Source organism: Saccharothrix xinjiangensis (genome assembly GCF_039527585.1).
GTDB classification, from domain to species: Bacteria; Actinomycetota; Actinomycetes; order Mycobacteriales; family Pseudonocardiaceae; genus Actinosynnema; species Actinosynnema xinjiangensis.
Map to the genome: position 1 here is coordinate 1 of NZ_BAAAKE010000059.1, position 12,056 is coordinate 12,056.

The window sequence follows — 12,056 nt, forward strand, 5'->3', positions numbered from 1 at the left end:
GACACCCACAACGCTTCGCGCGCCGCCCCCGACCACCCCGACTGCCCGATGCGACCTGGATCAACCAGCCCGTCGAGCAACCGCAATCGACCCCTTAGTACTGCAACGGCACTTGCTTGTTCGGTAGTGGATCATGTTCGTCGTGGTGGTTGATGTCGCTGTGGCGGAGTTGGATCGGGTGCATGCCCGGATCGGTGGTCGGTTCGCCAGGTCGGAGCCCCGGTCGCGGGCGCGGGAGTACCTGCTGGGGTTGACCGCGGGGTTGGAGCGGAAGAACGGTTGGACGCTGGCCGAGCGGGCCGGGGAGGTGTCGCCGGACGGGATGCAGCGGTTGTTGCGGCGGGCGGACTGGGACGTCGACGGCGTGCGGGACGACCTGCGCGACTACGTCGTGGAGCGTCTCGGTGCCAAGGACGGGGTGTTGATCGTGGACGACACCGGGTTCCTGAAGAAGGGCACCCGCTCGGCCGGGGTGCAGCGGCAGTACTCGGGCACCGCCGGACGCACGGAGAACTGCCAGGTCGGGGTGTTTTTGGCCTATGCATCCGACCGCGGCCACGCGTTGATCGACCGGGAGCTGTACCTTCCGGAGTCCTGGACGAACGACCGGGATCGGTGCCGGGCGGCCGACGTGCCCGACGAGGTCGGGTTCGTCACCAAGCCGCGCCGGGCGATGGCGATGATCGAGCGGGCGTTGGCCGCCGGGGTGCCGTTCGGGTGGGTGACCGCGGACGAGGCCTACGGGCAGGCCAAGTACCTGCGGTTCTGGCTGGAGCGGCACGACATCGCGCACGTGGTGGCGACCAGGGTCAACGACACGCTGGTCACCACCGACTTGCGCCAGGTCCGCGCCGACGACCTCGTCGCCGGGCTGCCGGCGCGGGACTGGCGGCGGTTGTCGGTGGGTGCCGGGGCGCACGGGCCGCGCGAGTACGACTGGGCGAGGGTGCCGCTGCGCATCCTGTGGGAACCGGGCCGTGGGCACTGGCTGCTCGCCCGCCGCTCGATCGCCGACCCGACCGACGTCGCCTACTACGTCTGCTACGGACCGCGCCGGTCGACCCTGCTGGACCTGGCCTGGATCGCCGGTGCCCGCTGGCGCATCGAGGAATGCTTCCAACAGGCCAAGAACGAGGCCGGACTCGACCACTACCAGGTCCGCTCCTGGCGGGCCTGGTATGCCCACATCACGTTGTCGATGCTCGCCCACGCCTGGCTCGCCGTCACGCGATCCCTTGTGGCAAAAGGGGAACCGGCGTCAGCCGCACGGACATGATCGGCTTCACGTTACCCGAGATCCGGCGTCTGCTGATCAACCTGGTCCTGCGTCCTGCGACGAGTGTCGAGCACGTCTGGTCCTGGTCGTGTTGGCGACGACGACGCCAACACCAAGCCCGCCTCAGCCACTACAAACGACGCGGCTACCCACTCACATAAGTGCCGTTGCAGTACTAACGCCGTCTTGGTGATGATGCGCAGGGTGCCGGGCTCGACCAGGCCGGAGAAGTGGGAGTGTTCGAGCCTGCTGTTGCGCACCACCACGGTCGTGGCAGCCAGCATGTCCAGCGGAGCGGTGGTGGGCTCGTGATCGAACACCTCTTCCGCGAACGGCACGACGAGGACGTCCTGGGTCTGCTGCGGGAGGGCGGCGAAGGCGGTCGCCCGTGCCAGCACGTCCTCGCCGACCGCCGCGGCTTCGGACGGCTTCACCAGGCATGCCTTGACCAGAATCTCCGGCAGGAGTTCGCGGCAGAACAGGATCATGTTGTCGGGGTCTGGATCCTGCGGCGAGGCATCGGTCACACCATCGATTCTTCCGCCTGCCGTCGGGTAAGGACCGGCACGACTCGCACAGGATCGTGATCCGCACCGACTGGGCGAGCCTTGCGCAGCAGCGACAGGCCGCCTCGATCCGCGAGTTCGGTTCCACCCCTATGGTGCGGCGTATCTGCCGGCGCGCTGGCCCCTCCCCCGCCTCTCGGGGGAGGGGCGGGCAGTTGGTGCTGTCGAAGTCCGCGCGTGGCCTGCCGTGGTGATCACTCGTTCGTGTCGCGGAAGGCGGCGCTACGGTTGCCGACCATGACGCTTCAGCCGACACCGTCACCGCACACCGCGTCGAGTTGGGGCGCCGAGTCGGGTGCTCGGATCTGCGACACCGGATCACCGGGCGATGCGGCCTGACGAGAGGGTGGTGCTGATCGACCTGGAGAACATGGTCGGCACCAACCCCAGAACGCCGGTGTTGCGGTCCAGGGTGACGGCGCTGATGGAAGCTGCCGGTCCCTATCACCATGCTGTGGTCGCCTACGCCGCGTCCGAGGACGACGGCGACATGGCCGCGTCGGTCCTCGCCGCCCTCGGCGTGGCGCCGCTGCGGGTGGCGCCTGGACCGGATGCTGCGGAGAACGCGCTGATCAGGCATGCGAGTCGTATGCAGGCCGACGGCTGTTCAAGGTTCACAGTCTGTTCCGGCGACAAGGCGTTCGCCATCCTCGCCGACGTCGAGAGCACCCAGATCGACCTGTTGGTGTGGCAGGGCCAACCTGTTGCGACCAGGTTGGCCGAGGCCGCCGACGACATCCGCGAACTGCCACGTGTGGAGAAATCCGCCACAGCGCAAGGCGCTCCGTCCACGAACCTTGAATCCGACGACGGTGCCCGACACGAGCGCCCGCCTGCCGCTGGACGGTACCGGCTACCGAACCTCTCACCGGCGGTGGCGGCGTTACTGGCGGGAGCGGGTGTCGCTGTCGGGCATCGCTTGGTCGACATGGTGCTTCCACGTCGGCGATAGAGTGCCGGTCACAATACGAGGCGTATGCCCGTTGTCGGTTCGCCGCGTGATGCGGACACGTGTTCGACCGGACAGCGGCAGGCGTAGTTCGCCTTGATTCCGTCTTTGCCTCGACAGAGCGGCCGACCCGGACCGGCCGATCTCGAAAGGTAAGCACCGGGGGTCGGGGGGCGTGCCCCCGGTGCCTGCCCGACTATCGCCGCGTGCCCGCATCACGAAACAGGGTCACCCCTTGTTCACCCGTTCGTACTACTTCGGCGGACAGCTGTGGTTCGGCCACGCCCGCTGTTCTCGATCGTCTCCGCCTCAGGAACATCGCGGAGTGAGAGAAGCCCGTCAGGCTGGAGTCGCGGGCCGCGAACCGCCTGCCATCTCGGTTCCGCGAGCATGAGGCTGCGAGGGGCACGTCAGACCGCTGGCGAGAGGTGTTCGGCGAGGGCGGTGGCGATGACGTCGGCCTTGACCCAGCCGTCCTCCTCGACGACGTCGACCGGCAGTTCGAACGTCAGCAGCGGCTCGTGGCCGGTGAGATCGGTGCCGTCGATCTCGGGGTAGATCCGGAGGTGCCGGGTGCCGGGGCGCAGTGGCACCACAGCGCGTCGGTCGTGAAAGTCGATCACGAGACCGAGTACTTCTTCGTTGCCCTCTGCGGCCGGGTCTACCTGCACATGACCGATCGAGGCGACGTGGCCCAGGCGGGTGAGCAACTCCACGACGGCGCGGGCGAGGGTGTCACTGACAGCGATGATCCGCGACCGACGAGTGATCTCGACGATGCGCTCACCAACCGGGATCGTGATGGTCCGACCGTCCTTGTCCTGGCCGACGGCGGGGCCGGGCGTGAGTTGTCTGAACAGTTCTCGCGCCTCCCGGTCCAATCGGTCCACGTCGATGTCACCGGTCTTCGTCACTGTGACCCCCGCCACGACAAATGAGTGATGCTCGCACATTCTAAGAACGAGTCATCGCCTTGAACTCATCGAGCGGGAGCGGCGCGTGGTGTGGCATTCTGCACGGCTGGCTTCCCGGTCGGCCTGCCCACCTCGGTCGGCAGCACGCGAGGAAGGAGCCGGTCGGTGATCACCCGCACGCTGGAGCAGTTGCGCACGCCAGACGAGCGCACGCAGCACTTCACACCCCACGGACTGGGTATCACCCACATGCTCACGCCGGAGGCAGCCCTGGACCACCAGCACACGATGCTGGCGGGCACCGACCTGGTGGACGAGGTCGCCGAGGGCACCCGGCTGCGCTTCGAGCGCGTACGCACCCTCTACCTGCACGGCGTGCTCGACTTCGAGTTCTTCACCGTCGCCGGCGAGTACGCCCGCCTGGTCGTCGAGCACGCCCTGCGCGATCGGTTTCTGGCCTTCTACGAGCACCGCATCGTCCTGGTGAACACTTCCACTGGATTGCAACGCATCGCACAGGTCGACTCGTTCGATGACGTCCTCGCCGCCTTCAAGCATGGCGGCGCGTGGAAGCTCAAACTGACCGGCTCCGGCGCGGCCATGAAATTCAACGGCATGCTGACGTCTCTGTGGAACTGGGCTCGCGCGGAAGGGCTGCTGCCGGGTCAACGGGCCAGGAGCATGCAGTCCGTGCAGGTCGAGCTGCGCAACATGGTTGCGCACCCCTCCGCCTATCACCTCGGCACACCCGTCGACGCAGCACTGGTCATCCGCGACCTGGCCGAAATCATCAACTGCCTGTGGGGCACCCGCACGCCTGGTGGGCGCCTGCACCCTGCGCCCGTGTACCGGTCGGTGCAGCTCATCGTCTGGGACGACACCGGGCGCGTGGAGATCGGTGACGTCTCCTCGGTGCCCACCGCGGACATGGAGGTGGACGCCACCTGTCTGCTCGTCCGCGCACAGATCGCCGACCGGCAGGAGCTGCTCGGATTCGATCCCCAGTTCGAGACCACCCGCTACCCGGTGGAACTGCTCTGGGGACCCGGCTCCGTCGAGCATGCGCGAGCCTGGGCCGAGGCCCACCGACCCGTGGACGACGAGGTCGACACGCTGGATCGCCACTTCGTCATCCGTCGCCACGGCGACCGGATCGACCCACCCCGCAGCGCCGCAGCCACCGCCGGACTGCCCACCGACCAGCGCGCCGGCACCTGGTTCCTGGTCAGAGCCGACGACCCGATCAGCGCGTTCAACCACATCCGCAACCAGACCGACGACAACAGTGCCTGCACGAACACCGAGCCGTGTTCGAACTGCCCCGCCCACACTGTGGCCTTCGGCGATTGCCACACGATCGTCCAGCACGCCGCCCAGGCAGGGCTCGACACACGTCCACTCGCCCCCATCCGCGCTCGGGTGCCGTCCCCGCTGCCCCCGTGGACCGCCGAATCCTGAGCGGCGAAGCCGCGCCGATCACCTCCATGTTCAGGGCGCGCCGGTAGTACGGTCGTGCCCCGGCCGTACACCCGGTCCGAGACCGTGTCGCCCGACTCCTCATCGTGCGCGGAGCGTTCATGGCCTTCGTCGGATTGGGGCCGCCGCAGGGCTGTCTTCACCGTGGTTGGTGGTCGGCGAACCGGTCCGCACGGGTCACCGACGGACGGTGGGCCAGTTGACTCCGGACGCATCGGCTACGCCGATCAGCACGTGGTCGGCGAAGAATCGGCCGTGCGAACGAAACGAGGGTGGGTGTAGTGCCGCCGGGTCAGTGGTGCTGGTCGATGGCGGTGGCGAACTGGCGGGCGTCGCCGCCTGCGCCGCATCGGAAGCAGCAGTATGTGCCGTGGCCGGGACGCACTTGGAAGGCGGTGGAGCCGCAAAACGGACAGGTGCCCCGCAGAACGCCTGCCGTGAAGGGACACAGCACGACGTGGCGGGACACCAGGGCGACGATGTCGTGAGGGTCGGGCGGGTCGGGAGCCGCTACTCCGGTGCGGGGCACGGCCGCACCCTAGCCGAGGTGAGGATTCGATCGGAGGAAGCTGTCGTGGCCACGGAAGCCAGGTACCTCATCCGGCAGGGGCGAACTGCGGATCGCGACGAGGTCGCCGACATGATCCGTGCTCGTGCGGCGTGGATGCGTGACCGTGGGTACCGCCGGTGGACCGGGTGGGATCGCAATGCCGAGGAACTCGCCGTCCAGCTCGGCGACCCGCGGTGGCCGACGTGGGTGCTGTGCGATGCCGAGGACGGCACCGTCGGCATCACCACGGCCGCCCAGGACACGCCGCTGTTGGGCTGGAGCGAGCATGAACGGGCGGAGAGCGCGGTGTTCCTCCAGTCGACGGTCACCGACCCCCGCCACGCAGGCCGCGGGTTGGGCATCCTGATCGCGTTCTGGGCCCTGGATCACGCCGCGCGGCAGGGTCGTGACTGGGTTCGCCGCGGAGTCCTGACGATCGGTGAGGACAACCGCGGCCTTCTGCGGTACTACCGGAGCCAGGGCTGGCGGGTCGTCCGGGCTGGCGCGCACCCTCGCCGTCGGGAGGTCACGGTGTGGTCGTTGCAGCGCCCTGCCGAACGACAACCGAACCTCGACGGCGTCGTGATCCGTCAGCCAACACTGCCCGCGAACTGACGCCCGAACAGGCCCAGTGACGGTCTGCGGCGCCACCTCGCGCAAAAGACGTGCGTGACGACGCTGACCTCTAGAGGATCAAACGTCCCGATCACGTCCTTTGAGGTGGCAACGGGGGCACGGGACCAAGACGCCCGAGCCGTTGTCGACGTAGCGTTCGTGCGGCGCGGGGCCATCGCAGCGCCCGCACCATTGCGGCCAGTCCACACGGTCGGGCCTCCGGTCGTGCTCCCGGACACGCCCTCGCTGCGAGGGTGCAGTAGTCCGGCGATCGACCGCTGCCGCGGGTCGATTCTGGGGTTGCCGCTCTATTCCTGGCGGAGCCGGTCGCGGGTTCATGAGGATGGCGTAGCGGTTACGTCGCCGTCCGCCGCCGATCTCGATCGCGATGCGGCCTTGGTCGTGGAGGCGTTTGAGGCGACGTTGGACGGTGCGCTCGTCCAGTCGTGTCTTGCGGGACAGATCAGCGATCGACGGCCAGGCGTTGCGTCCTTGGTCGTCGGCCGAGTCGGCGATCGCCAACAGCAGGAGCAGGTCGGTGCCTGCGGCCTCGGCGTGTTCCCACACCCAGGTCATCACGCGGATGCTCATGCGGTGTCACCGACGGCATGGGCCGCCGACGGAATTTCCGCACTTCGCGGGTTCCTCTCCCATCGACGACCCACACCGGTTCTCCGTGCGCGTAGCCCGCCGACAGGAGCTTCCTGCGGTAAATCGCCGCCGCCCTGTTGTCGCCATCCGACTTCACGTCCCCCGGTTCGCTCCGCAGGGCATCGTCACATTGATCGTCCGGGGTGTCAAAGTTTTCAACGAATGAAACCGCCCGCGAGGAGAAATGTGCTCCCGGTATTTCGGTGCGTGAAACCGATATCGCAGGGCGGCTGCCTCCGCACAGTCGGTCGGCCGCGCCGACCCGAGTTGTCCACACCCCCGGCAAGTTGCCACCCCCGGCAGATTGCCACCGGTGGCGTAGCTGCGCCGGGGCTGGGACGGCAAGGCTGTGCCGGGGCTGGGGTGGCACAACTGCGCCACCCGTTACGTCCTATGACGTCCTATCCCTTGGGCTACCTGCGGGCCTCGGGCGCGAGAGGTCGCCGCGGGCAACGTGCACGTGGTGGTTCGGGCGACCGGTCACCAGCCCTTGAGGTGGTAACCGATTGGCCACAACGCAGGCGGACAGGGCGGGAAGCCGACCGCCTGCCCTACAGCCTCGTCGTGTGCGTAGTCGGAGCAGATGCGGATACCGCGGTCCGCACGGGAGGTTCCGGGCATGTCGCCAAGTGGTCCAAGGCAGCGTGGACACCGAGTGTTGACATCGCCGTCCAGGCAAGGGGGCGACCCCCATGACGTCTTGTGCCACGAGGGCCGCCCTCCTTCATTCCTGGTGGAATAGAACCGGCGCCGCAACGCCACCGGCCGTGATGTGGAGGCGCAACCGTCAGGCAGCCAAATCCGGAACAGTGGCACTCACCGGCAGCAATGTTGTCGGTTGGTCATCATGGTGACCATCCAACCCTCTGCCAGAAGACTCGCTCGTCACCCGCTCCTGCCAGCGCAGATGCTGTCATCGAATCGTTGCTACACGACGTGCGCAACGTGCAAGTTCACCCGAATGGCGCAATGTCGAGCGGTGGGAAAAGGTCTCGGTCGACGAGACCGACTGTCCCTGAATGCGAACGATGTCCTCTCACGGTTGGCCTTACGGCGATGCATTAGTGAGTCGGGTTTGCCCACTCCTCGAAGGCTCGGATCAGCAAGCCGGTAAAATCCCGGTGCTGGATACGGCTGCGCCCTGGCCACTGGCGGGTGGGGATTCCGATGACGCAGAACGCAAGCGGGACGTCTTCGCGTGACCCTTCACACTTCGCGGCATGCAAGTGTATTCACCTTGCCGTGGAATTCCAGGTGTTGGTAGCAGTCGGCTGCTGGTCCGCGACAAGTCGGGTGCAGGATGATTGCGCTGTAGCTTGGATGAGGGGGTTGTGTGGCTGGAAGAAGGCGTGTTCGGTGGTTGGCGGCTGCCGGTGGCGCAGTCGTGGGTGGTGTCGTGGTGTGGGCGGTGCTTCGATTCGGGTGGTTGGTGTGGCTGGGTGATGAGGGGCATAGGGCTCGGCCGGTAGTGGAGGGGTTGAGCTGGGCCGCGGGTATCGGCGGCCTGCTGGTCGGGGTGGGGGCGCTGGTGGTGGCGATGCGGCAGGGGCGTGCGACCGTTGCCGATGTCCCTGCTGTCGTCGGGTCTGGAAGTTCGCAGACGGTCTCTGATCAGGGTGTGATCCTCAACGGTGGTGTGTCGGGTTCCGGTTCCGGCCCGACGGTGGGGGTGAACTTCGGGCAGATCGGCGGGACGCCACCGGACCCTTCGTCGCCGGCGCGAGGTTAGGCCGTCCCGCGTCGGGCCTGCCGGTCGGACCGGTGTCGGTCGAGGGCGGCGTGCGTGCCGTCGGCGGCTCTGCTGTGGGCGTTGTGCAGGGCGACCTCGTGGTCAATGGTGGCCCGGGCGTGCCGGTGATGGAGTCGCTCGCGGCGGCTGAGGGTGTGGGTCGTGTTCCGGTCGGATCTGGTGTGTTTGTGGGCCGGTCGCGTGAGTTGGCGCGATTGGAGGCCGCCGTTGCCGGGTCGGGTGGGCGCGCCGTGGTAGTGGCGGTGCATGGGTTGGGCGGTGTCGGTAAGAGCACACTGGTGGCCCGGTTCGTCGAGGCCCACGCGGCGCGGTTTTCGCCGGTGTGGTGGGTGACGGCGGATTCGCTGCCGGCGATTGAGGCGGGGTTGGCGGAGCTCGCTGCCGCAGTTGCGCCGGAGACGACGATGTTGCCAGCGGAGCAGCGCGTGGAGTTGGGTGTGCGTTGGTTGGCGACCCATAGCGACTGGTTGCTGGTGCTGGACAACGTGGCTACCCCTCGCGACGTGGCGGGGTTGTTCGCTCGTGTGCGGACGGGCACGGTGGTGATAACCAGTCGTCAGCGCTCGGGCTGGCGGGCGGTGGAGACGGTGCCGTTGGACGTGCTCTCGGAGCGCGAGGCGCTGGAGTTGCTGACCCGACTGGTGCGGTCGGAGTGGTCGGAGGCCGACCTGGACGGTGGGGACCGGTTGTGCGCGGAGTTGGGGTGGTTGCCGCTGGCGGTGGAGCAAGCGGGCGCCTACCTCGCCCAGACCCGCATCACCCCCACTGCCTACCTTGATCTGCTGGCGCGGTTTCCGGCGCGGATGTTCACCGCGACGGCGGAGGGTGGTGACGCGCAGCGGACGATGGCACGGGTCTGGCACGTTACCCTCGACCGCCTGGCTGACACCCCTGCTGCGGGGCGGGCGCTGCGGCAGTTGGCGTGGTACGCGCCGGACGGGATCCCTCGGGCACTGTTGGGCGGGGCGGGCGAGGAACCGGAGTTGTCTGAGGCGCTGGGCCGGTTGGCCGCCTACAGCATGATCACCTTGAACGCGGACGCTGTCACCGTGCACCGCCTGGTCCAGGCGGTCACCCGCACCCCCGACCCGACCGACCCTCACCGACAGCCCGCCGACATCGCTACCGCACGCGACACCGCCGCGAGCACGTTGGCGACCGCCCTCGCCGAACTGCACCCACACAATCCCGTCGGCTGGCCTGCCTACCGGGTTGTCCTATCCCAGGCACGGACCTTGCTTCAGCACACCACGCCCGACACCGACACCACACAAACCAGTCGACTCCTCAACGAGTTGGGCCGCTACCTTGAAGGCCAAGGCGACGTCAGCACAGCCATCGCCTACCACAGCCGCGCGACCCACAGCCTCCAACGCCTCAACGGTCCCGACCACCCGGACACGCTGTCCTCGCGCGCCAATCTGGCCTACGCCTATGAGTCGGCGGGTGATCTGGGTCGGGCGATCCCGCTGTTCGAAACCACTCTCGCCGACAGCGCGCGAGTGCTGGGCCCAGACCATCTGAGGACGCTGTCCTCGCGGCACAACCTGGCCTACGCCTATGAGTCGGCGGGTGATCTGGGTCGGGCGATCCCGCTGTTTGAGGCCGCCCTCGCCGACTCCGAGCGGGTGCTGGGCTCAGACCACCCGAATACACTAATTTCGCGGCACAACCTGGCGGGCGCCTATGAGTCGGCGGGTGATCTGGGTCGGGCGATCCCGCTGTTCGAAACCACCCTCGCCGACAGCACGCGAGTGCTGGGCCCCGACCACCCGAATACACTGACTTCGCGGAACAACCTGGCGGGCGCCTACCAGTCGGTGGGCCAACTGGGTCGGGCCATCCCGTTGTTCGAGACCACGGTCGCCGACAGCACGCGAGTGCTGGGCCCCGACCACGCGGGCACCCTGTCCTCGCGGAACAACCTGGCGGGCGCTTACCGTGCGGCGGGTGATCTGGGTCGGGCGATCCCGCTGTTCGAAACCACCCTCGCCGACCGTAATCGAGTGTTGGGCCCAGACCACCCGAACACGCTGACTTCGCGGAACAACCTGGCCTACGCCTACCAGTCTGCGGGTGATCTAGGGCGGGCGATCCCGCTGTTCGAAACCACCCTCGCCGACAGCACGCGAGTGCTGGGCCTAGACCACCCGGACACGCTGTCCTCGGGGAACAACCTGGCCTACGCCTACCAGTCTGCGGGTGATCTAGGGCGGGCGATCCCGCTGTTCGAGACCGCCCTCGCCGACTCCGAGCGGGTACTAGGTCCAGACCACCCGAACACACTGACTTCGCGGAACAACCTGGCGGGCGCCTACCAGTCTGCGGGTGATCTAGGGCGGGCGATCTCGCTGTTCGAAACCACCCTCGCCGACAGTGCGCGAGTACTAGGCCCAGACCACCCCACAACCAGAACAATTCGATCAAACCTCGACAAGGCGAAATCGGCCTGAAGCCTCGCCCTTGATCCCTCGTGTCGCACAGCCGGCGCGAGCACAGGAGCATCCAGGCGCGCGAGAACGCATCATCACTCGCCGGGAGAAGGATTACGCGCCGACGGTCGTTGGTTCGCTCCATGCTGCTCCTGATCCAACGCAGGTGCGTCCTGTGGCACCAAATCGGCCAGGACTGTGTGCACGAGCGGCGAGTTGTGCTCCCGAGCAGGATGGTGACGCGCTGCGTCACCATCCTGCCGTGCGGACCGCGGCGGCGGTTCGGGGCATGCCGGAGGTCCTGTCGGTGCACCGGGACCGTGGGTCAGACAGGCTGCGCTTCCTTGAAGGCCACGATCAGGTCCTGCGGGATGCGGCCTCGATCCGAGACCTGACGTCCCTCGCGCCTGGCCCAGTCGCGGATCGCCTGGTTCGTCTCTCGATCACCTGTTGCCGGCTTGCGCGCGGCATCCTGCCGTCGCTGTTTCCGTCCGCCCGCACGCCGCGCACGCTCGACGAACCCCGAGAGTCGCTCACGTAGTTCGGCGGCGTTGTCCGTGGAGAGGTCGATTGTGTACTCCACACCGTCGAGACCGAAGGCGACAGTTTCCTGCGCCTCGCTTCCGTCCAGATCGTCAATCAACGTGACGATAGTCTGCTGCGCCACCTGCAACTCCTTGTGGTTCATCGCTTGCCGCGATTTTCCTTCAACACGTGTAAACGAACGGCGACCGAGAGTCGACCGCTCCGCGACGCGATCATATTTTATTGAACCGCCAAATGAGGTTCACCCCGAACGGTGGACAGGGGCTTACGAGATTCAGGCAGCTGCTCGGAGTGACTTCTCATAGTCGTCGGGACTACGCATCCCGAGCTT

General features: G+C 67.4%; 10 protein-coding genes. 5 read left to right on the forward strand and 5 right to left on the reverse strand.

What is annotated here, in order from left to right:
- Nucleotides 1-142: 142 nt before the first annotated feature.
- Complete coding sequence (locus ABD223_RS43030) at nt 143-1,276, forward strand: IS701 family transposase (protein ID WP_344044087.1); 1,134 nt, start codon at nt 143-145, stop codon at nt 1,274-1,276.
- An 11-nt stretch (nt 1,277-1,287) separates the two neighbouring features.
- Here ABD223_RS43030 and ABD223_RS43035 read toward each other — a convergent pair whose 3' ends face one another.
- Nucleotides 1,288-1,803, reverse strand: coding sequence for a hypothetical protein (locus ABD223_RS43035; RefSeq protein WP_344044090.1), 516 nt, complete (start codon nt 1,801-1,803; stop codon nt 1,288-1,290).
- 388 nt (nt 1,804-2,191) lie between these two features.
- On the opposite strand from ABD223_RS43035, the gene ABD223_RS43040 reads away from it, so the two are divergent.
- Nucleotides 2,192-2,794, forward strand: coding sequence for a hypothetical protein (locus tag ABD223_RS43040; RefSeq protein WP_344044092.1), 603 nt, complete (start codon nt 2,192-2,194; stop codon nt 2,792-2,794).
- A 407-nt stretch (nt 2,795-3,201) separates the two neighbouring features.
- Here ABD223_RS43040 and ABD223_RS43045 read toward each other — a convergent pair whose 3' ends face one another.
- Nucleotides 3,202-3,705 carry a hypothetical protein gene (locus tag ABD223_RS43045; protein ID WP_344044094.1) on the reverse strand — a complete coding sequence of 168 codons (504 nt, stop codon included), beginning with the start codon at nt 3,703-3,705 and terminating at the stop codon, nt 3,202-3,204.
- Nucleotides 3,706-3,870: 165 nt separating this feature from the next.
- Between ABD223_RS43045 and ABD223_RS43050 the strand changes: the two genes are divergently transcribed.
- Nucleotides 3,871-5,163, forward strand: a complete 1,293-nt coding sequence (locus ABD223_RS43050) for a hypothetical protein (RefSeq protein WP_344044096.1) — start codon at nt 3,871-3,873, stop codon at nt 5,161-5,163.
- 310 nt (nt 5,164-5,473) lie between these two features.
- On the opposite strand, the gene ABD223_RS43055 is transcribed toward ABD223_RS43050, so the two are convergent.
- Complete coding sequence (locus ABD223_RS43055; RefSeq protein ID WP_344044098.1) at nt 5,474-5,710, reverse strand: CHC2 zinc finger domain-containing protein; 237 nt, start codon at nt 5,708-5,710, stop codon at nt 5,474-5,476.
- Nucleotides 5,711-5,755: 45 nt separating this feature from the next.
- On the opposite strand from ABD223_RS43055, the gene ABD223_RS43060 reads away from it, so the two are divergent.
- Complete coding sequence (locus tag ABD223_RS43060) at nt 5,756-6,346, forward strand: GNAT family N-acetyltransferase (RefSeq protein WP_344044100.1); 591 nt, start codon at nt 5,756-5,758, stop codon at nt 6,344-6,346.
- A 78-nt stretch (nt 6,347-6,424) separates the two neighbouring features.
- Here ABD223_RS43060 and ABD223_RS43065 read toward each other — a convergent pair whose 3' ends face one another.
- Nucleotides 6,425-6,937: a helix-turn-helix domain-containing protein gene (locus ABD223_RS43065; protein WP_344044102.1), complete on the reverse strand. Its 513-nt coding sequence runs from the start codon at nt 6,935-6,937 to the stop codon at nt 6,425-6,427.
- A gap of 1,821 nt (nt 6,938-8,758) precedes the next feature.
- Between ABD223_RS43065 and ABD223_RS43070 the strand changes: the two genes are divergently transcribed.
- Complete coding sequence (locus ABD223_RS43070) at nt 8,759-11,200, forward strand: tetratricopeptide repeat protein (RefSeq protein ID WP_344044104.1); 2,442 nt, start codon at nt 8,759-8,761, stop codon at nt 11,198-11,200.
- Between the two features lie 304 nt (nt 11,201-11,504).
- On the opposite strand, the gene ABD223_RS43075 is transcribed toward ABD223_RS43070, so the two are convergent.
- Nucleotides 11,505-11,846, reverse strand: coding sequence for a histone-like nucleoid-structuring protein Lsr2 (locus tag ABD223_RS43075; RefSeq protein WP_344044106.1), 342 nt, complete (start codon nt 11,844-11,846; stop codon nt 11,505-11,507).
- Nucleotides 11,847-12,056: the final 210 nt, after the last annotated feature.

Excerpts from the sequence above, each read along its gene's own strand:
- ABD223_RS43065 (WP_344044102.1), bottom strand. The coding sequence starts at position 6,937 with ATGAGCATCCGCGTGATGACCTGGGTGTGGGAACACGCCGAGGCCGCA.